This is a genomic window from Peribacillus sp. FSL K6-1552, assembly GCF_038005205.1.
Taxonomy (GTDB): Bacteria; Bacillota; Bacilli; order Bacillales; family DSM-1321; genus Peribacillus; species Peribacillus butanolivorans.
This window is the reverse complement of sequence record NZ_JBBOST010000001.1, coordinates 2,428,722-2,449,688: the sequence shown is the minus strand read 5'-3', so window position 1 is coordinate 2,449,688 and position 20,967 is coordinate 2,428,722. Positions and strand designations below refer to the sequence as shown.

Annotated in this window: 16 protein-coding genes and 2 riboswitches; of the genes, 4 read left to right on the top strand and 12 right to left on the bottom strand. The window is 37.0% G+C overall.

Features of this window, described 5'->3' with window-relative positions; all coding sequences use genetic code 11:
* Positions 1-97 precede the first annotated feature (97 nt).
* Positions 98-286: riboswitch (cobalamin riboswitch) on the bottom strand.
* A 585-nt stretch (positions 287-871) separates the two neighbouring features.
* Complete coding sequence (locus NST21_RS11935; protein ID WP_152952351.1) at positions 872-1,042, top strand: aspartyl-phosphate phosphatase Spo0E family protein; 171 nt, start codon at positions 872-874, stop codon at positions 1,040-1,042.
* Positions 1,043-1,559: 517 nt separating this feature from the next.
* On the opposite strand, the gene NST21_RS11930 is transcribed toward NST21_RS11935, so the two are convergent.
* The 10 genes from NST21_RS11930 to NST21_RS11885 form a co-directional block, all read right to left on the bottom strand.
* On the bottom strand, positions 1,560-2,648 hold the full coding sequence (locus tag NST21_RS11930) for an ABC transporter substrate-binding protein (RefSeq protein WP_057214893.1): 1,089 nt from the start codon (positions 2,646-2,648) through the stop codon (positions 1,560-1,562).
* 82 nt (positions 2,649-2,730) lie between these two features.
* A complete protein-coding gene (locus NST21_RS11925; RefSeq protein WP_201249616.1) occupies positions 2,731-3,807 on the bottom strand; it encodes an acyl-CoA dehydrogenase family protein in 1,077 nt (358 codons plus the stop codon).
* Entirely contained in the window at positions 3,804-4,958 is a 1,155-nt protein-coding gene (locus NST21_RS11920; protein ID WP_340889283.1) for an acyl-CoA dehydrogenase family protein, read from the bottom strand. Before NST21_RS11920 ends, NST21_RS11925 begins: the two co-directional genes overlap by 4 nt.
* A gap of 177 nt (positions 4,959-5,135) precedes the next feature.
* Entirely contained in the window at positions 5,136-5,954 is an 819-nt protein-coding gene (locus NST21_RS11915; RefSeq protein ID WP_340889282.1) for an enoyl-CoA hydratase/isomerase family protein, read from the bottom strand.
* Between the two features lie 20 nt (positions 5,955-5,974).
* Complete coding sequence (locus NST21_RS11910; RefSeq protein ID WP_057214882.1) at positions 5,975-6,715, bottom strand: IclR family transcriptional regulator; 741 nt, start codon at positions 6,713-6,715, stop codon at positions 5,975-5,977.
* Positions 6,716-6,781: 66 nt separating this feature from the next.
* Positions 6,782-7,969, bottom strand: a complete 1,188-nt coding sequence (locus tag NST21_RS11905) for a CaiB/BaiF CoA transferase family protein (RefSeq protein WP_201249619.1) — start codon at positions 7,967-7,969, stop codon at positions 6,782-6,784.
* A gap of 302 nt (positions 7,970-8,271) precedes the next feature.
* The gene (locus tag NST21_RS11900; protein ID WP_445670592.1) at positions 8,272-10,659 is read right to left on the bottom strand and encodes a heavy metal translocating P-type ATPase; all 2,388 of its coding nucleotides are present in this window, start codon (positions 10,657-10,659) and stop codon (positions 8,272-8,274) included.
* Positions 10,660-10,763: 104 nt separating this feature from the next.
* Positions 10,764-10,970 carry a copper chaperone CopZ gene (copZ, locus tag NST21_RS11895; RefSeq protein ID WP_053345683.1) on the bottom strand — a complete coding sequence of 69 codons (207 nt, stop codon included), beginning with the start codon at positions 10,968-10,970 and terminating at the stop codon, positions 10,764-10,766.
* Between the two features lie 16 nt (positions 10,971-10,986).
* Entirely contained in the window at positions 10,987-11,343 is a 357-nt protein-coding gene (locus NST21_RS11890; RefSeq protein WP_201180927.1) for a metal-sensitive transcriptional regulator, read from the bottom strand.
* 430 nt (positions 11,344-11,773) lie between these two features.
* On the bottom strand, positions 11,774-12,967 hold the full coding sequence (locus NST21_RS11885; RefSeq protein ID WP_053345682.1) for a nucleoside transporter C-terminal domain-containing protein: 1,194 nt from the start codon (positions 12,965-12,967) through the stop codon (positions 11,774-11,776).
* A 219-nt stretch (positions 12,968-13,186) separates the two neighbouring features.
* A riboswitch (purine riboswitch) is annotated at positions 13,187-13,290 on the bottom strand.
* A gap of 736 nt (positions 13,291-14,026) precedes the next feature.
* Between NST21_RS11885 and NST21_RS11880 the strand changes: the two genes are divergently transcribed.
* From NST21_RS11880 to NST21_RS11865, 3 genes are all read left to right on the top strand, one after another.
* Positions 14,027-14,908 (top strand): permease, encoded by an 882-nt coding sequence (locus tag NST21_RS11880; protein WP_377374123.1) that lies wholly within the window; start codon positions 14,027-14,029, stop codon positions 14,906-14,908.
* A gap of 14 nt (positions 14,909-14,922) precedes the next feature.
* A complete protein-coding gene (locus NST21_RS11875) occupies positions 14,923-15,759 on the top strand; it encodes a TIGR03943 family putative permease subunit (protein WP_340889279.1) in 837 nt (278 codons plus the stop codon).
* A gap of 1,315 nt (positions 15,760-17,074) precedes the next feature.
* Positions 17,075-17,863: a carbon-nitrogen family hydrolase gene (locus NST21_RS11865; protein WP_340889276.1), complete on the top strand. Its 789-nt coding sequence runs from the start codon at positions 17,075-17,077 to the stop codon at positions 17,861-17,863.
* Positions 17,864-18,096: 233 nt separating this feature from the next.
* Here the strand turns inward: NST21_RS11865 and NST21_RS11860 are convergent, their stop codons facing one another.
* Together NST21_RS11860 and ltrA are read right to left on the bottom strand one after the other, a co-directional pair.
* Complete coding sequence (locus NST21_RS11860) at positions 18,097-19,062, bottom strand: S8 family peptidase (RefSeq protein ID WP_056522946.1); 966 nt, start codon at positions 19,060-19,062, stop codon at positions 18,097-18,099.
* 416 nt (positions 19,063-19,478) lie between these two features.
* Positions 19,479-20,741, bottom strand: a complete 1,263-nt coding sequence (gene ltrA, locus NST21_RS11855) for a group II intron reverse transcriptase/maturase (protein ID WP_053344638.1) — start codon at positions 20,739-20,741, stop codon at positions 19,479-19,481.
* Positions 20,742-20,967 lie beyond the last annotated feature (226 nt).

Below are 20,967 nucleotides of genomic sequence, written 5' to 3'. Positions count from 1 at the left end.
AGCATTTCCAACCAGATTTAACGGTCAGAAATGCTTATAGTTTAAGAACAAATTCGTCTTCTAGCACTCTAACACCTCCCTATCTCCCGTAGGTTTAACAGCATTTTTAGAACGGGCAGGTTTTCTGACTTAGGTTCATCATCTCCATGCGTCTTCCCGGATATTATCCAGTGACTTCCTTGCATAGGACTCACCATTACAGCGGCGGGACCGTGCCGGATTTTGCACCGGCTTCCCTTTTAAATATTCGCATTTAAACGAATATACCCATTCCAATACTATATGAAATTTTCCCTCATATTCATAGTAAATAATAGAGCTTGTCTATCCTAAAATTATTTTGTCGAAACCATTTGTTACTTCTTAACACTTTATTAGTTTCATCTCTAAGTAATTTTTGATAAACCCAGCTACTAATCCTATCCATCTAGCAATAAACGAAATACAGTTAGTAAAAAGGAGAATAAACAGGTTCTCTTTAAAATTCAACAAATTTTAAATTCTCCTAAATTATACAGTTTTACGATTACAACTCTCTCAAAATGGAGATATTCACTATATGAAAATAAAACCAAAAAAAGTTTACCTAATACAAATTATATTCGTTATTGCAAATTTATGCTATATCAAATTAAAGTCCTGATGTTTTTTAACGGCTCGTTATGTATGGAAGTAATAATTTTATATATGAATAGTTATCTGTAACGACATATATCGAATGATAGTGAGGAAGATTTGTATTGCTCCCGTCAGAATTTGTTTACTTTAAATAAGTAAATACTTACTATAATATTTAAAATCATCCTAATTTATGTAATAATAAATATACTACAATAAAGGAAAGGTTTTGAGGGGATTTTCGTTGGAAAGTATGGAACTGCTACATAATAAAATAGAGACAATGAGGAAAGAATTAATAAATACAGCCTTGAAACATGGATTCTCCTCACCAAAAACATTACATTTGAGCCAAGAACTTGATAAACTCTTGAATATACTTGTGCATGAACAGGAGTCGCTAACTCCAATAGGCCTTCAATAAGATGTAAGGGTGCTTCTCCACTAAGTAAGTAGGCTTGAAGCCTGATGATCATATTTTCTCCTTTCTACCATAGGGCTTCATGGTTCAATAGCGGGAAAACAGTTGGATCCCTACTTAAAAAGTTCATGAAAAGAATTGATTTCCTTTCTGTTTTTTAAAACATATTAACTCCTACTGTAGAGAACGGATTTATACGTTTTATCATATATCATCCGTACATAAAAAACATATGCAAATATCATTCATTAAGGTAGTGGTAGTGCAGCTGGAAGAAAGCAAAAACTCCCCTCTTTTCTTGTGAAGAGAGCTTAGCTTGCATATTGAGGTCCTTTATTGGATAGAGTACGCGAATACAATTGAATATTAGGAAATGCACACCATTATCCATATTTAAGAAAAGTGATTATAAATAAAATCTCTAATTGAAGAACCTTAGCTAGAGTTGCCTCAAACGTTACAAGGTTGCCTATTGCCATACTAGAAACCTATCGAAAATATAGAGAGCCTCTTAAAACATTTATTTTAATAGTTTTCCAAGTTCAGGCGTTACTTCTTTTGACCACCTGTCTGTCCATTCACTTCGGATTTCAGCTAACTTCTTAACATCAGGCTTATATGTCTTATCTGATTCTTTTAGTCCAATGACGCTTTCGTATTTCTCAGGTAGCTTCATACCTTTAAGAACAGGATAGAATCCTGCTTCTGCAGATGTTTTTTGTGATTCCTCACTAATTAAGTAGTTAATAAAATCAATTGCTTCTTGTTGATTTGGAGAATTTTTCACCAACGTTGCACTAAAGGCGTGCATATATACTCCTTCTTTTGGCACGACCATTTTCAAAGGTAAACCAGAATTTACTGCTAGGTCAGCAATTACATAGCTTCCCATTACAGTAACATCGGCTGCCCCTTGTTGAATAGCGGGCATCATCTGAGTAGAATTTTTATAAAAAGTAGAGGAATATCCGGCTAGTTCCTTTGCCTTTTTTAACCCAGGTTCTAAGTTATCTATACTACCTCCGTTGGCCAACGCAAAAGAATATAGGGTGTTAAAGCCCCAGTCGTTAGAAATATCAGCAAATGCTGTTTTCCCCTTATATGCAGGACTCGCTAGGTCATTCCAAGATTCTATTGGCTTGATTTTATTCTTTTTAAAAGATTCTGTGTTGTATGCAGGAGCATTAACAAGACCAAATGCAGGTGCGGCAACATTATCTATAGCTATAAAACGAGAATCAACATTTTTTAAGTTAGGCACCTTTGTTTCATCAATGACTTCAACAAGCCCTTTTTCATTTGCACGAGGTACATCTAATGGAACAAAGAAAGCAATATCAATTTGAGGAGCTTTTTTCTGTAATTCTACTTTTGAAAGAATCTCACCTGATAAACCAGCAATATAATTGATTTCAATGCCAGTTTCTTCTTTGAATTTCGGTGCAATTTCTTCACGAATTATTTTCTCGATTTTTCCACCATTGCCGGCAATAGTGATTTTTTTTGTAGTTCCTTCCCCTGAGGCACCGGTTGATTTTTGTGGTGTGGGGGCACAGCCAGACATAGCAGCCAGCATCAATACTACAAGCAAGCTAAGAATCTTTTTCATCTTTCATTCCTCCTTGTTTTGGATGTTTAGTCGAAAGTAATTTTTTGAAATCGCTTTCATTTATATCATTTCTACTACACTGTTAAACAATCTTACTGTTCATCGAAGTAATTAACGCCCATAAATTATCCGCCCCTGAACTTAAAACTTCCTCACCCAGTTTTTGAGACCAAAAATCCTCATTTCCAAACTCATCACGCCATGACCAAAGTCTTCTAGTGCTATGTTGCAAAGAATGTTCATCCGTAAAACCCATTGCACCATGAATTTGATGTGCAATGGGTACCCCAAGACTGGCAGCATCCCCTACTCTAATTTTAGCTATCATGATTTGTTTTTCTCCATCTTCTGCTATAAACGCCTTGATTGCTAAATCAGTAACCGCTTTTGCTGCGGAAACTTCACCTGCTAAAATTGCTATCTGTTGCTGCACGGCTTGAAATTTCGCTATTTGTCTTCCAAATTGTTCTCGTTCAGTTGAATACGCAACGCTAAGTTCTAAAACTCTTTCTAGCGCCCCAGTCATTTGAACGGAACGAACTAATGCACCTAAATACAATATCTTATCTTCATCAATTTCCACACACCCCGAAACTGATTTATTTTCCACAAATACATTTTTGAAATCCAGGTGATCTCTTGATTCACCTGCGAGGTTTTTTCCTGGCTCAATTTGACATGCATCTTGATCTACAATAAATACCATTTTTCCTTCATCTGAATCTCCTAAAACTACAATTGTTTGAGCCGTACGAGCCCATGGAACGTTTTTTGCTGAACCAGATATAATATAACCATTTGATTTTTCTGTAAAACTAATTTTTTGCTCTTTTGAACTTAATACTAGTGTCATAGGCTTATTTGATATAGGTAAACCGGCTTTGGATAAAATCCAATTCGCTATAAAAGTTTCTGCGATAGGCACCGGAGCAGAGAAATTTCCTGCAATTCTTAAGAAGTTAAATGCATCAGTTAGACTACCGCCAGAACCACCGGATTCTTCAGATATCCCTATAGTCGTCATGCCTGTTTCATTTAACATTTTCCATAATTTAACTGGAAATTCACCTTCTTCAGAATCATCAATAAGATCTTTTGTACATAAGTCTTTTAACAATTTCCGAGATGTATCCTCTATAATCTGGCTTAAGTCAATCACTTTATTCCTGCCCCCTTTGCAATAATTCCCCTTAATATTTCTGTTGTACCACCACGAAGTGTAAAACCAGGGGAGTGTAAAATTGCTGTAGCTAACAAAGAATTAAAACGTGGATTCGAGTTCTGTGATGGTAATGAGACAAGTAAACGCGCGACTTCTGCGACTTTACACTCAAACTGGGTACCTAAATCTTTTACTAAAGCAGCAGTAATGTCGGGAGAAATACCTTTTTGAAGTAAACGTGCCACACCTAAAGATAACTCACGTAATGTAGTTAGATGGGCCACCAATCTTCCAATGGAGATGTTACGGTGCTTATCTAATGTATCCTGTTGTAAGACACGAATTAACTCAACAAATAATGGAAATGTACTTAAAAAGCGCTCTGGGCCACTTCGTTCAAAAGCCAATTCAGCCAAAATTTGTTTCCAGCCATCTCCAATTTTTCCGACAGCCATTCTATCCGGAATGAACACGTCTTCTAGGATGACCTCATTAAAATGATGTTCCCCTGTCATTAACCGAATAGGACGTATCGTTACACCTGGCGATGATAAATCTACAATTAATTGACTAAAACCTTCATGTCTATTTTCTGTTCTAGGTGAGGTTCGACATAGTGTCATCATGTAGTGCGAGAAATGAGCTCCACTTGTCCATACCTTACTTCCATTAAGTAGCCAGCCTTTATCAACTTTCTTCGCACTTGTTGATATTGATGCTAAATCTGAACCTGAATTTGCTTCACTCAGTCCGATTGAGAAGTATACCTCACCTCTAGCAATGCGTGGAAGTATCTCTGCTTTTTGACTTTCATTTCCATAACGTAATAAAAGAGGACCTGACTGTCTATCTGCGAACCAATGTGCTGCAACAGGGGCACCGATAGCCAACAATTCTTCAGTGACAACATAACGTTCTAATGCTGTTCGTTCATGTCCGCCATATTTTTTAGGCCAAGTCATCCCAAGCCATCCACGCTGACCAAGCTTACGGCTGAATTCAGGATCATATTTACTTAGCCATGAATCACAATGGGGCACAAAAGAACCCTTTTCCAATTCCTCCTTAAGAAAACTACGAACTTCATTTCTTAGCTCTTCTGTCTTTCCTGATAATTCTACTGATTGTAACTCTAAACGCTTTACCATACAATTTCACCCCTGAAAGTGTTATTTAGCATAGATTATCAACCTATTGTTCTTTCTAAACGCCTAAACTAAATTTCCTCTACTAATTGTTCCAAGAAATAAAGAATGATTTAATTTCACAATTTTTTTCGCCTTTATACCTCATTTAATTTGCTCACAACGTTAATATTATCTGAATCATTTAAAGTTTGGCTTACGTTTCTCCATCATTGCATTCATGCCCTCTTGATAATCTGGATGTTCGGTAACTATCCCCATAAAGGAGGAAACCATATCGAGCGATGTTCTTAAGTCTGTCTTTTGACCATGATACACCGTTCGTTTTATCAACCGAATCGCTTGTTGCGGACCTCTGGCAAGACTACTCGCCAACTGATAAACTTCCTCCATCAACGAATCATGAGGGACATGTCGTGTAATGACTCCTAAATCGAAAGCTTCTTCTACATCAATAATTCTTCCTGTCCATAATAGTTCAAGTGCTTTGTCCAACCCTATCAGTCGAGGTAAATAATAACCACCACCATCACCTGGTACAAGCCCTAGTCTTACGTATCCTTCGCCAAGTCTCGCCCTTGATGAAGCTATTCGCAGGTCACAATGTAAAGCCATATCTAGTCCTGCACCTATGGCATCACCATTAATCGCAGCAATTGTCGGCTTATCTATTTCTTCCATTAGAAGTGGAATTCGTTGAACATACTTCCATAAACTATTCTTCCGATTTAATCCTGTAGTAGAAAAATCCTGTTCATTATCCCCATCAAGATTCAAAAATCCTAGCCCTTCTTTCATTGCTTTAAGATCGCCGCCTCCACAGAAAGCACTGCCATTTCCAGTCAAAACTAAAACCCGAATATCATCGTTGTCCCTTACTTCTTCTAAAGCCTTAATCCATGAATTAATCATCTGTATACTGAATGAATTCTTTGCATCCGGTCGATTTAATGTAATTGTAGCCACACCTTCTTGTACTTTAAAAATCAAATCAGTCATATCGTCACCCCTATAATTATTTAAGATAATTTTTTTGAAATATTAAATGCAGTTTCTTTTACAAGTTTTATATACAATTCTATTTTTGATTCATCTACTCTTGCTGTTGGGATAACCAAGGAAATAGATAAAAAATCCTTGTTATACCGCTCTTTAATTGGGGCACTAATCGAAAATGATCCAACTACACGTTCACTTTTACTCATCGCATAGCCTTGTTCTCTTATGACCTGAATTTCTTGTTTTAATTTTTCTTTATCCGTAATCGTTTCCTTGGTTATGGGCTCTAAAGTCATGCTGTCTAATAGCTTATTAACTTCATAATCCGAAAGTAAAGATAATAACGACTTAGCAGATGCACCTGCATACAATGGTGAATATTGACCAATATATGTGAGAGACCTTAATTCATGGTTACTTGCTACATATCCAATACACTTCCTCATGTTTTGATGGATGATACTTAAACAGACTGTTTCACCGAAAAATTCAGACAAGCTTTTCATTTCTGATTTTGCTACAGACATGAGATTAGAGTTTTTTTCCACCAGATGGCCTAAAAAATACAGTTCAATACCTAGTCGATAAGATTTCCTTTCCTCATTCTTATCAATTAATCCTTGTGATACCAATGTATTTAATATTCTTTGCAGGCTTGATTTAGATAACCCTAATTTTCGATGAAAATCAGCTAATGTAAGCTCTTTCTCTTCTGGTGAAAATGATTTTAATACTTCAATAGCTCGATTGATTGTTTGCATATCGACATCTTCCTCGCACTTTTTTTACAAACTTCGATTTTTTGAAAGCGTTTACTTTTTTGTGTTTTAGATTACTCCTTCAGATTTTAATCGTTCTATTTCATTCATATCCAATTTTAATTCTTCTTGAAGAAATGACACTGTATGTTCACCTAGTAGTGGAGGGTGCTTCCTGATAGTCATTGGGGTATTTGAAAAACGTATTGGATTCCTTACTAGTTTAACCTTGCCTAATGTAGGGTGAGGAACTTCTTCCACCATCTTTCTCGCTTTAACTTGTGGATGCTTAAAAGCCTGTTCTATGTTGTTAACTGGACCGGAAGGAATCCCATTTGTAGAAAGGATTTGGAACCATTCATCTGCACTTTTCGTTAAGAATATTGGTTGAATTTGTTCTGTAAGTTCATCACGATTTTCAACTCTTGAACTATTGAATCTAAATTTATCATCAGATAGCCATTCAGGGCGGTTAAGCACTTCACAAAATTTATTAAATTGCTTGTCATTCCCTACTGCAATCATCATTGGCCTATCACTGCATTGAAACACCTGATATGGAACGACATTATTATGCTGATTACCTAACCTTTTAGAAATATAACCAGACATTAAATAACTACTAGCAATATTCGCTAATGAACTGATCTGCACATCTAACAAGGATATATCGATGTGTTGGCCTTCTCCCCCCTTATCCCTAACCCTTAATGCTGTTAAAATACTTATTGCAGCATAGAGAGAACTGTAAATGTCTACGACAGGAACCCCAACTCTAGTAGGATCTCCTTCAGCTGAACCTGTAACATCCATTAATCCACTTATCGCTTGTATTACCGGGTCAAAACCAGGTTCATTGCTGAATGGCCCCGTTTGTCCGTAACCTGTAACAGAGCACAAAATGATTTTAGGATTTTGCTGTGTTAAAGTCTCATAGCCAATCCCTAATCGATCTAATGTACCTGTTTTATAGTTTTCAAGAACTACATCAGCACTTTTTACTAGATCTAAAAACAATAACCTCCCCGTTTCACTTTTCAGATTAATAGTAACGGAACTTTTATTTCTATTCGCTGATAAATAATAAGTGCTTTCACCTTCAACAAAAGGTGACCAATCACGCATACTATCCGTTCCTTTTGGAGATTCAATTCTAATCACATTTGCACCTAAATCCCCTAATATCATCGAACCTGCAGGACCTGCATATATCCTAGATAAATCTAGAATTTTAATATCTTCTAATGGTAGATTCAAAAGTATTCCTCCCATTCATAAATACTAATTATCCTAGCCAACATGCAAAGTATGTACCGTTAATTGGTACGCCATACCATTTAAAAATATGTTACCATATATTTTACATTTATTCCATTATTTATTTTTTGATTTTTCTGAAAATAAAGTTAAACGACTTTAATATAATTTAAACAAATTTATTATCACCCAACATCAATCTCATTTGAATGAGAAATCAACAATATCCTTTACCAGAGCCAAAACGTAAAAAAAAGCATTGATACAAGTACCAATGCTTCTCCGAAATATTAATTTTATCTTTAAAGCTTTACCCTTTGCAGTCGAAGTGCATTTATAACAACGGATACAGAACTAAATGCCATGGCAGCACCTGCTAACCAAGGGGCAAGTAGCCCAATAGCCGCAATCGGTATTCCTATTACGTTATAGGCAAAGGCCCAGAACAGGTTTTGTTTAATATTCCGCATGGTTTTTCTACTCATGAGGATAGCATCGGCAATGCTGTTTAAATCCCCACGAATTAAAGTAATATCCGCAGCTTCCATGGCCACGTCTGTCCCCGTCCCGATAGCCATACCAATATCAGCTAGGGCAAGTGCTGGTGCATCATTGATTCCATCTCCAACCATAGCCACTTTCTTTCCAGCTGCTTGAAGTTTTTTCACTTCTTCCGCTTTCCCTTCAGGAAGTACTTCCGCAATGACCTGGTCAATGCCAACTTGGTTTCCGATGGCATGAGCAGTCCTTTGATTATCACCCGTTATCATGATGACCTGAATATCCATCTCTTTTAACCTTTTTATGGCTGTTTGAGAAGTGTCTTTTATGGTATCCGCCACAGCAATAAGACCTGTATATTCACCATCAATGCTAGCCAACATCGCGGTTTTACCTTGCCCTTCAAGGTCTTCCATGGCCGGTAGTGCTTTTGTAATATCCACGTTATTTTGCTTCATTAATTTCCGTGTACCCACCAGTAACACTTTTTGATCCACAACAGCTTTTACCCCGTAACCTGGAATAGCTTCGAACTCCTGAACCAATGCAAGTGATATTTTTCTTTCTTGAATTCCTTGAACAATTGATTGTGCAAGTGGGTGTTCAGATTGTTTTTCAGCGGCCCCGATAAGAGATAAAAAGTGTTGTTCACCCATTCCATTTTCGATGAGGACATCGGTTAACACTGGTGTACCATTAGTAACAGTTCCCGTTTTGTCTAAAATAACCGTATCAATATGGTGAGTAGTTTCCAGGTGTTCTCCGCCTTTAAATAAAATACCGAACTCTGCGGCACGCCCTGACCCGGCCATGATTGATGTTGGGGTAGCCAAACCTAAAGCACACGGGCAAGCTATTACAAGTACCGCAATCATCGCTTCAAAAGCTGGTGTAAATTCACCAGGATTAACCCAGATCATCCATACGAGAAAAGTTAAAAGGGCGATTCCGACAACAATGGGTACGAAAACACCAGAAATTTGGTCAGCGAGCCTTTGAATTGGAGCTTTAGACCCTTGAGCGTCTTCTACCACCTTGATGATTTGCGAAAGAGCGGTATCTCTGCCGATTTTTGTGGCCTTCATTTTGAGAAAACCATTTTTATTCAGGGTTGAACCAATCACAGTATCTCCCATGCTTTTATCTACTGGAATGCTTTCTCCTGTTAACATGGATTCATCGACGGCAGAGTTCCCTTCGACGACCTCTCCATCCACCGGGATTTTTTCACCTGGCTTCACCAAAACTGTATCTCCAACAATGACTTCTTCTAGAGGTATTTCGCGCTCTTCACCATTCCTCAGCACCAACGCTGTTTTGGCCTGAAGTCCCATCAATTTTTTAATGGCTTCTGATGAACGTCCTTTTGCTTTTGCTTCAAAGAGCTTCCCTAAAAGAATGAGGGTGATAAGGATGGCACTAGTTTCAAAATATAGTTGTGCAGTATGGTGGTGGACTCCAATGGCGATGATCGATTGATAGACACTATAAAAATAGGCAGCGGACGTTCCCATTGCAACTAAAACATCCATATTCGCACTTTTGTTTTTCAAAGCCTTATATGCCCCTACATAGAATTGCTTACCAATGAGGAATTGCACAGGCGTTGCGAACGCCATTTGCACCCATGGATTCATGAGGAATTCCGGCATATAAATAAACGAAGTAAAACTAAAATGACTTACCATCGCCCATAACAACGGAAATGACAAAATTACGGCGAAAATAAATTTTCTCTTTTGTTTTTGAATTTCTTTCTGGCGAAAATCCACCGATTCCTTGTTATCATCCTTGATGATCGCCCCGTAACCCAACTTTTCCACTCGTTGAATAATATCAATTGGGGAAGCTTCAGAAGGATCATATTCAACGGTCGCGTTTTCAAGTGCCAGGTTTACATTGGCCTTGGATACTCCATCCATCTTATTTAGCCCTTTTTCAATTCGTGTTGCACAGGCCGCGCAGGTCATTCCCGTAATGGTAAACTCTTTTTTCTCTTTTACCACATCATAGCCAAGATCTTGAATTTTCTTTTCAAAGTCCTTGGTACTTAATTTTTCTGCATCATAAGTAATGACTGATTTTTCAAGGGCCAAATTAACAGTGGCCTCTTCAACACCTTCCATTCTATTTAACCCTTTTTCAATTCGTGTTGCACAGGCCGCGCAGGTCATTCCTGAAATTTGCATACTTGTTTCTTTTATATGGTTGCTCACTTTATCCCCGCCCCTTTATACCACCATGGGGTATAATATATTGTAAAAAAGAAGTGCTTTAAAAGCACCCTTATTCCTTATTCAACATCGTAGCCTTGATCATCAATGGTTTCTTTTATTTTTTCAAGTGATACTTTTTCATTATCAAACGCAACATCTACTTTTCCTGCGTCTAAATGTACTTTTACACTTTCTACACCCGAAAGCTTTCCTACATTCCCTTCAACTGCATTCACACAATGACCACATGACATTCCAGTTACCTTCAATGTTACGTTTTCCACCCTAATCACTTCTCCTTTATTTTTTCATTAATTTTTGTATCGTTACTAGCACTTCGTCAATGACCTCGGTATCCCCATCATTCAGTCGGTCTACCACACAATTTCTTAAATGACCTTCTAATAAAATTTTTGCCACACTATTCATGGCACTTTGTGTCGCAGCTATCTGGGTAATAACATCATCACAATAAGTATCTTTTTCGATAAGACCCTTAATACCTCGAATTTGACCTTCGATACGATTTAAGCGGGTCGTTAAATTCTTTTTCACTACTTCAGAGTGATGACTTTTTCGGCCGTGGGAAGAGGTAATACAGCATTCGTCATTTTCATCTTCAATGAACGAATCTTGCTCATTTATTTTTTTATCCATCTCTCACCCCTCCTTAAAATCATAATACCATACCCCCCTATCCTATGTAAAGAGAGAAGCTTATGTGTCAATATTTCTTTATTCTTTGCTTTTGAAGGATATCTATTCCTTAGAAATCTGTTTAACAAAACCACACACAAAATACCCCATGTGAAGCTAAACAAAAGGTTGAACTAACTGAGTCTTCTAGCGATGCAAATAAAAACACTCATCTCCGGAGAAATGAGTGTTTTTAGGTCCTACCACACTAGGCTGGAATAATCCTGATTAAGTTCAACGGGTTTCTATTTTTCACTTGCAAGTTCGTTGTCTGTTCTAAAATTGTAGTTAACACACCGAAATTAATAGATATATTTGTTTTCAAATAAAGAGTGGTCTTACTACGTACCTTTTAGTTGATTACACGAAAAAGTCATATGTTTTTTAATGATTACCAAACAAATAATCCTACAATCATAGCACTTAACAAGGAAACAGCCATCCCGCTAAGCAACAGCTTCCAAACATTCCGACCGATAATGTTCGATTTCTCATCATTAAGGATGGAATTGAATGTTCCATAAATCATGCCTACTGTACTGAAGTTGGCAAATGACGTCAGATAAGTGACAGCAACAGCTACTGTATGCGGGGGTAGTGTACTGATTTTATCCTTTAAATCGAGCAAGGCAACGAACTCATTCGTGGCAAGCTTGATTCCCATCAATTGAGCGACATACATGGCATCATGTCCAGTTAATCCAAGCAGGAATGCAAATGGACTAAAAATCACAGAGAAGATTTTTTGAATGGTCAGGCCATCCACAAAGAAACCAAATATCCCATTCAAGCTTGCTGTTAACGCCACATAACCGATAACCATTGCCATGATGACGAAAACCATCTTGGCTCCCACTAGCATGCTGTTAGAAATGGTGGAAAAGAAATCTTTACGTTCCTCTTTAGTAGGAACATAAACGACATCTTCTTCTTTACTGACACTGACTGGGTTGAGCATGTTTGCAATCAGCAAGGCATTTAAACAGTTTAAAGGAATGGCGACAAATACATATGTTGCAGGTACCATGGATAAATATGCTCCAATAATGGAGCCACTGATACTACTCATACTCATGATTCCAAATGTCAATAAACGCTGATCTTTAATCGCAGCGAGTTGAATCCGGAGAACGGCAAGTGCCTCTGTATTTCCAAGAAACATCATCTGGATGGAAAAGAAACTTTCAAGTTTTGGCAATCTAGACACTTTTGAAATGAGCCATCCTACTTTATCGATAATCCATGTGAGTATACCGAAATACGATAAAATATCAAAAAACGTAATAATAAAAATAATTGGCATTAAGGCACTGAAAAAGAAATCAACTTGCTCATTTGCCATAACAGACGGAAAGACAAAGGAAATCCCTTCATTTGCACATGAAATCAACCAAGTAAAGAAAGATGCAATTTGATTAATGACCCATGCCCCTATTTTAGTCGATAACATAAACCAAGTAATAAGTAACTCTAACACTAACAAGCTAAGAATGGCTTTCCAATTAACATTTCTTTTATTAGGTGAACAAAGGTAAACGATGCCCATCACAACTAAAACACCTAGTATATTCAACAAAAAATACATGCTATCATCCCCTTTGATTTATCTTTTCCAATTTTTTTAATATAAAAAGCATTATTTAATATAAAAAGCCCTTATTTTTCACACTTTCAGCCACAGGACAGAAAGAATGAAAAATAAGAGCTTTTAAAAACAAAGTATCTTGAGTCAAATAAGAACCTTTTATAAGCAGCAATATCAAACTTACTTAGGGAACGAGTGACTAAATACCTGTTAGGACTCTATTATTTCATACTTCCCTGTAGTCCGGCATTTTTATGGCAGCCAGGTAGAAACTATCAGACCATTTACACTGATATTATACAAGGATATTAATTTAACGCGTTTTATAGGAATGAGTAACATTGTAAATTAATTTATTTGTAAATACAATACACTTTCTAATAATCCGAATTATTATATTAATATATTTTTTCAGATAATTAGCGAAGGAAATTTATTGTTCCACCATCAATTCATCTCCTTTACAGTATGTTAGCCATTACAACTTCTCCTTTACATTAATGTCTATTACTTATTCTAATCAATAATATTAGTTGTCAATTACTTCCAATGAGCAAAGACAGCAACAATCAGCTGAAAGTAAATATTACAAAAAAAAGGCTAAAACCCTTGATACATCAAGGGTTTTAGCCTTTCCAATAAGTCGTCCTGTAGTGGAATTGAATAAATAGAGTTCATTAAAGTAAGTCTAGACTTCATAAAAAGCTACCGTATTAATTATAGCTTTTCTATACAGTCTCAACGTTAAACAATGTTATAATCCTCCCGATTCATAGATCGTTGAAATGGCTCTGCGTGACTGATCCTAATGTTTACAGAACTTTGCAAAATTATGCTTTTGTGTAGGAAATACCACTTTGACCCTTCCAGCGGTAAAAAGTTGCTTCTCTCGTATACCTGTTAACCTTCCGTTTAAACCTGGATACATTCCGTAATATTCCTACTTTACTTATATTCTCTTACTCAATCGAGTTCTAGACTATTATTCCAGAAATAAAAAATTGACTTCCCTTTATAACAAAACTAATATGGATAAGTCAGCTTTATGGAAGGTGGTTTATGATGAACTATCAGGCACTTTTGCAAATGAATACCATTTTTATTAGCATCCTAATTGAATCCCTTCCCTTCATCCTATTGGGAGTCCTTATATCTGGAATAATCCAAATGTTTGTGTCTGAAGAGATGATTGCAAAGATTATACCGAAAAACCCAGTCTTGTCTGTCTTATACGCAATAGGTGCAGGAGTCTTATTTCTTGCATGCGAGTGTGGAATTGTCCCGATTACCCGCCGCTTAATTGCTAAAGGTGTTCCTCTTTCAGCGGCCATTGCCTTTATGCTTTCTGCACCTATTCTTAATCCAATTGTTCTGTTTTCCACTTATATTGCATTTGGGAATAGTTGGAGTATGGTTTTCTATCGTGGCGGAATTGCATTTTTGGTCGTCATTATTATTGCATTCATCCTATCCTTTCAATTTAAAACTAATCAACTGAAACATGATCATATAGGACATACACATCACCATTCTCATACATTTACAGACAAAGTAAAAGGAATGTTTAGACACTCGATTGAAGAGTTCTTTTCTGTAGGAAAATATTTAATTATTGGCGCACTTCTGGCAGCTGCCATTCAAACCTTTTTGAAAACATCCCTATTGCTTGAAATTGGTCAAGGAAATCTATCTGGGAATGTAGTAATGATGGCTTTGTCTTATGTCATGTCCTTGTGTTCTCAAGCAGACGCCTTTGTTGCAAGTTCTTTTAGAAGTACCTTTTCGACCTCTTCTCTAGTTGCTTTTCTTGTATTTGGGGCCATGTTCGATATCAAAAATACGATAATGCTTTTAGGTACGTTTAAAACAAAATTTGTTTTATGCTTAATGGCATATATTTTTATTTCCGTACTTGGCTTAACTTTATTGTTTATTTCTTAAAGAGGGTGTTATATATGGTTCGTTTATTTATATTACTTGGACTTACTTTTTTATTTATGCATTTACACGCCTCAGGGAATATATCGAAATATATTAATATGGAGTACTCTTATGTTTCACAGATTGCTATCTATATACTTGCTATTTTTACGTTAATGGGCTCTTACCTTTATTTAAAAGAAGGAGATCAAGAAGAGTGTGAAGAGTGTCATCAAGGACATGATCACTCTCATGAAAACAAGATATGGAAAAAAATCCTTACTTACTTGCTATTTTTGATTCCCATTATAACCGGCCTTTTTCTGCCTGTTGCCACAATGGATTCAAATATCGTAGAAAAAAAAGGATTTCATTTCCCAGTATACGATGACACAGATGAATATAGTCAGCATCAATTTCTGCAGCCTGATACGAGTCTTTATTATGGTAAGGATGACTATTTAACTTTAATGGACCAGTCGCTCAAAAGCTTAGTCGAACAAAATAGTCTTCATTTAACCGACGAAAACTACCTTACCGATTTAGAAGCCATCTATTACTCTCCTGGAAAGTTCACCGGTAAACAAATTACGTTAACCGGATTTTCCTACAATTCAGAGGATGTAGCTAAAAACCAAGTATTTCTGTTTCGTTTCGGTATCATTCACTGTGTCGCAGATTCTGGGGCATTCGGTATGTTAATCGAATTTCCGGAAGGGATGAATCCTAAAAATGATGAGTGGTATTCCGTGACAGGAGAATTAGAAACCATTTATTATCAGCCATTTAAGAAAACCATTCCGATACTCAAAGTATCATCATATAATAAAACCGTTGAACCTAAGGATCCATATGTATATAGACAATATTAGGAACTTAGCCATTAAAAGGTAAGGATACGATATCCTTACCCTTTCTTTGTGGTGAAAACCTATAAGGATACAACAGGTTACTCAAGTCTTCGCTTTGTAATTTAATATCTCTTTCCCTGTGTTTTCCCTTTAGATTTAAATAGCCTTTAAAGAGGATAAAATGAGCTTTCTTTAATCCCGGAAATTTCTTTCGTTCTAATCCAATGCTTTAGTCACAACGAGGTTGTACTTATCAACAATGGTCTATGATTTAGGAAAAGTTTTCCAAAAGCTATTTACTACAAGACAAAAAGAGCAATCTTAAGATTACTCTCTCTTTTGTTTATGAGTTTTTATATTCTATTTGCAAACTGAGTTTGTATATTAACCTATTCATTTCATAAAAAGATTGGCTTTCATTACCTCTAATATACGTCTGCTTTGTAAATAATCTTGTTCCCGTTCTTGTTCAACCTTTATACGTTGCTCCAGTTTTTGAGCATATTGTGCATAACCGATCCCATGAGCCCGAAACATAGCTTTTTCCATTGCCAACGTGTACGTTAAATCGAGAAAATTAATGAAGAATCAATCCTTTCTATATTTAATATCGTACACATCCTATCATTGAATGAGAAAACATGCAAAACTGCTCTGAACCTATATTTACTGATAATCGGGCTTCTAAACGATTGGTCTTCATTCAGTGCATGTAAACGCCATATCCCTCCACTTCCCTTTATTTCCCTTTTCCGCATCATATATTTTTACATTCTTTTCTTCATCTTTTAATATGAGTGACTTAATAAAATCTTAAAAGTATGGTCTTCAAAGTGATGATCAAAAATGTATATTTCCTCTATATTTGATATGGATACCGGTATAAAAAGCTCATTAAGTAAAACGTTTAAACATTATATTACCAACCACCCCTTAGCCTACAAAAGAGAGAAACTGCATCATAAATTGATCAAGATATATTTTAACTGCTTAATAAATGTAAAGAAGGATATGTATAACAATCTTATCACTTTAAATTGACTGAATTTTCACGTTTGTACTAATAGTTAGTGAATGAACAAGAAAAAGAATATATACTTGTAGACAGAGGACTTGTCGAAACCGCTAAAGTTAGAGTGTTCCATATCAGGTTGGATGAACTTGTGGGGAAATCTAGGAGCATTTGTCTCACCGTTATTATGTGGATGGTTAGCAGAAATTTTTGGTTGGCATATCACATTAGGAGTAACTGTAACCCTTGTGTTTTTGCAGCTATCTTATGGTTGTTTGTGAAACCAGATACTTCATTATTAAATAGTATTGAGGAGTGAATTATATGAATTATTTAATATTTCAGATGGAATTAGAAGTTGGGAATCCAGAAGAGAATAGGAAAATCATTGAACGCTGGTTAGAAGCTAACTACAGTGATGATTTGGATGTTGTAGTACTTCCTGAAATGTGGTCTACGGGTTATGCGTTAGAAGAATTGAAAGAAATCTGCAAAGAGGATGGTAATCAATCAATTGAATTTTTACAATCACTGGGTAAGAGGTTTAATGTAAACTTGGTAGGTGGCTCGATTGCCGTATTAGACGGTAAAGATATCTTCAATCGTGCGGTAATTGTAAATCGAATGGGTGAGATTGTTCACACATATGACAAGATGCACCTTGTTCCGATGTTAGATGAGCCCAAGTTTTTAACGGGCGGTCATAATCAAGTTAAAGTATTCGAACTTGAAGGTGTGAAGATGGGGATTATTATTTGTTACGATTTACGATTCCCTGAAATTATTCGTGACTTAGCATTACAAGGTATTCAAGTATTACATATCGTAGCAGAATGGCCACTCGCAAGGGAAACACATTGGAATATATTACTTCGTGCGCGCGCAATTGAGAACCAAATGTATGTTGTTGCATCAAATGTGGCGGGAACAAAGTTAGGAGTGGAATTCGCAGGTTCCTCACAAATTGTAGATCCTTGGGGAGACGTTGTTCAGAAATTAGATCAAGAAGTTGGTGAATTAAAGGCCACTTTAGATTTAGAGAAAGTACCGCAAATAAGAAAAGAAGTTCCTATATTCGATTCCAGAGTACCAGAGAAGTATAGAAAGTTATAAAGTAGACGCTACTTCAGAGTTCAATCTTTGAAGTAGCTTTTTAGGTTTAATAATGGTTTCAAGCAGCTTGTAAGACTTAGAGTTTTATTTTCATGGTAGTTCAATAAGCAAAAAACTCACAAAAAAAAACCCTTAGTTACTCCCAGAGGGTTTGTATATCTTTATATGCGAGTCCCTAAACTAATATGCAATGAAATTAGGATCATATACATACCTGTTCTCTATCTGTAAGGCTACCTAAACTCCTTTAAAACTTTTTTTATTTTTTCTAATTTCTGATGATTTAGTTTCAGCATTCCATGCCCTTCTTGAGTCTTTGGTTTACCCAGCGAAACTGTATTATTTAAGAGTTCATTAAATTCTTCTGACTCTGTTAATCTTCGGCCAAGTTTTGTTTCAAATTTATTTATTAAAAGCGCAACAGCCCCTGACACATGTGGGGCAGCCATGGATGTACCTGATAAGACAGCAAACTGGTTACCAGGAAATGTTGATACAACTTTTTCCCCAGGGGCCACTAAATCCACTTCACCATTAGAATTACTAAATCTGGAAATCCGTTCACGCTGGTTAACTGAGCCTACTGCCACAACATCCGGGTATGCAGCTGGATAACTGTACTCGTTTGTTTCGGCCTTTCCATCGCCTTCATTTCCTGCGGCACACACGACCATTATATTAGATTGAACAGCGTTTATAATCGACGAATGTAAGGCCGGGTCATCATCCGGTCCCCCTAATGACATCGAGATAACCCGTACTTTTTCGCCATTAGGACCTGTCCAATTGACAGCGTAATTAATAGCTGAAGTAATGTTTTCTGTTGTTCCTTCTCCTGATCCAGTTAAAACCTTAAGTACCAGCAACTTCGCTTTAGGTGCTGCACCTACAACTCCAAAACCATTTTCTGCTGCTGCAATGGTTCCGCAGACATGAGTCCCATGTCCGTTATTATCGGCAAAGTTGACAGGATCACTATAATAATCTTCAGTGAAATTATATCCTCCAATAATTTGACCAATTAAATCAGGGTGATCTGGTTGGCATCCTGTATCTATTACGGCTACTACTATGTTCTCACCCTTAAACCCTTCTCTCCAAATAGAGCGTGCACGAATCATTTTAATACCTCTTGGAACTTCCAAAGTGTTATCTGTTATTCCTTCTACTTGGAAGGGTACTAATTGAACATTTGGCAATTCTAGCCTCTCCCTTCATATAAACCCTAAAACCGGGTAGAAACACCGCCTTTTGTAATGACAAATGAGGGCATCCACACTTAAAACCCGTTTGGGAAAGCTGTATCCAATAACATTGATTACAGCCTTTCTTTATCCTATGAATGGAGACAAGCTTTTGCTATAAACCTTAGTCCAATTTGATATTTTAGTTTACTTAATCAAAATACCTCTAAGTGAGATGAGGTAGATATATCACTGCTTACAATTACTTAGTAAGATAGTTGAAAAAAAGAAATAAAATATATAATCAGTCAGAACCTTAGTAAAAATAGTAATTACATGAACGACCTTATCGGAAAATCGAGTAGGAGGAGGCGCCTAGCCTCCGACCTCTCACACCACCGTACATACCGTTCGGTATACGGCGGTTCAGTTTAAGTCTGACGTAGTTTTGTATATCGTTCATATAGATTTACTAACCCATGATGGAGCCAATAAACATTATTAAGGGTTTTGTCTAGAATAGGACTATGCGCTATGCGCCAATAACCCTTTCTGCTATTTCCCCATTCATATGCTTTTCCAAATGGGACGCCTAATCCTTTGAGTTTCTTCACCCTCGTTCTTGGCAATTTCCATTGCTTCCATAGGCACATCCTGAGTCTTCTTCGAATCCATGAATCTAAATTCTTCAATACGTTCGGAGTATCAATGAGGGCGAAATACCCCATCCAACCTCTAAGGTATTGCTTTAACTTATTTATTCGGAGTTTCATGGGTATCGGTAATTTTCTCGAGGTCATTTCCCTGATTCGTTTCTTTACTCTCTTCACCGTTTGTTTAGCCAGTAGAACCTTCGGGTTCTTCTTTGACTTCGTGAAACTAAAACCGAGAAACGTTCTGTTCCAAGGGCGATCATACTTCGACTTCTCGTAGTTGACCTTTAGCTTCAGTTTATTTTCAATGAAGCTTGAGATATTTCCCATTGCACGTTTGGCGGCTTTTCGTGTCTTCACAAAGATAGTACTGTCATCCGCATACCTTACGAATCGAAGATTGCGTTTCTCTAGTTCTTTATCTAAATCGTCTAACATGATATTAGATAATAAAGGACTTAACGGACCTCCTTGCGGAGTTCCCTCCTCACTTTTATGAAAAAGTCCGCCTATCATAATGCCTGCTTGAAGGAATTTACGAATCAGTTTGAGAACTCGTTTATCTTCAATTTTCCGCTCTAACATTCCCATGAGCTTGTCATGATTCACTTTATCGAAGAACTTCTCCAAGTCCATATCCACTACCCATGTATAACCTTCGGTTATATAGGACTTTGCCTTTCGAACCGCCTGGTGCCCTTGTTTGTTAGGGCGAAATCCATAGCTATTCTCCGAAAAGGTTGAGTCATATATCTTAGTCAATATTTGGGCAATGGCTTGTTGAATGAAACGGTCTAGAACGGTTGGAATACCCAATAGCCGAACTCCGCCGTTTGGTTTCGGGATTTCGATACGACGGACGGGCTGCGGTTGATAGGTACCCTGTAAAAGGGCAGTTTTCATGTTGTACCATTCGGTTGCGAGGTGCGGTCTCAGGTTTTGAACCGGCATTCCATCTACACCATGGCTTCCCTTATTTCTTTCTACACGCTTCAATGCCTGTATTAAGTTTTCCCTCTCTAGTATCTGTTCCATTAACATCGTTGATATCCTTTCCCTGCGTGGACGAGATGGTCTATTTGTGCCTTTATCTGCTCCGCCCTTTTGAAGTTCCCCGTGTATTCACCACTTCTTCCTTCAAATAAGTTCCGTTAGGAATTGTTTGCTTCTTCGCAGATAACGAACGCCTAGTATTCATCCTCCTTAATCTGTTCGGTCCTTCCTTATCTTCTCGAGTAGACAAGTACTATGACCTCTGCTGACTTCT

Excerpts from the sequence above, each read along its gene's own strand:
- NST21_RS11915 (WP_340889282.1), bottom strand. The coding sequence starts at position 5,954 with ATGACTGATTTGATTTTTAAAGTACAAGAAGGTGTGGCTACAATTACA.
- NST21_RS11890 (WP_201180927.1), bottom strand. The coding sequence starts at position 11,343 with ATGGATAAAAAAATAAATGAGCAAGATTCGTTCATTGAAGATGAAAAT.
- NST21_RS11875 (WP_340889279.1), top strand. The coding sequence starts at position 14,923 with ATGGTTCGTTTATTTATATTACTTGGACTTACTTTTTTATTTATGCAT.
- NST21_RS11935 (WP_152952351.1), top strand. The coding sequence starts at position 872 with ATGGAACTGCTACATAATAAAATAGAGACAATGAGGAAAGAATTAATA.
- NST21_RS11885 (WP_053345682.1), bottom strand. The coding sequence starts at position 12,967 with ATGTATTTTTTGTTGAATATACTAGGTGTTTTAGTTGTGATGGGCATC.
- NST21_RS11880 (WP_377374123.1), top strand. The coding sequence starts at position 14,027 with ATGATGAACTATCAGGCACTTTTGCAAATGAATACCATTTTTATTAGC.
- NST21_RS11865 (WP_340889276.1), top strand. The coding sequence starts at position 17,075 with ATGAATTATTTAATATTTCAGATGGAATTAGAAGTTGGGAATCCAGAA.
- NST21_RS11920 (WP_340889283.1), bottom strand. The coding sequence starts at position 4,958 with ATGGTAAAGCGTTTAGAGTTACAATCAGTAGAATTATCAGGAAAGACA.
- NST21_RS11910 (WP_057214882.1), bottom strand. The coding sequence starts at position 6,715 with ATGCAAACAATCAATCGAGCTATTGAAGTATTAAAATCATTTTCACCA.
- NST21_RS11930 (WP_057214893.1), bottom strand. The coding sequence starts at position 2,648 with ATGAAAAAGATTCTTAGCTTGCTTGTAGTATTGATGCTGGCTGCTATG.
- ltrA (WP_053344638.1), bottom strand. The coding sequence starts at position 20,741 with ATGTTAATGGAACAGATACTAGAGAGGGAAAACTTAATACAGGCATTG.
- NST21_RS11900 (WP_445670592.1), bottom strand. The coding sequence starts at position 10,659 with ATGCAAATTTCAGGAATGACCTGCGCGGCCTGTGCAACACGAATTGAA.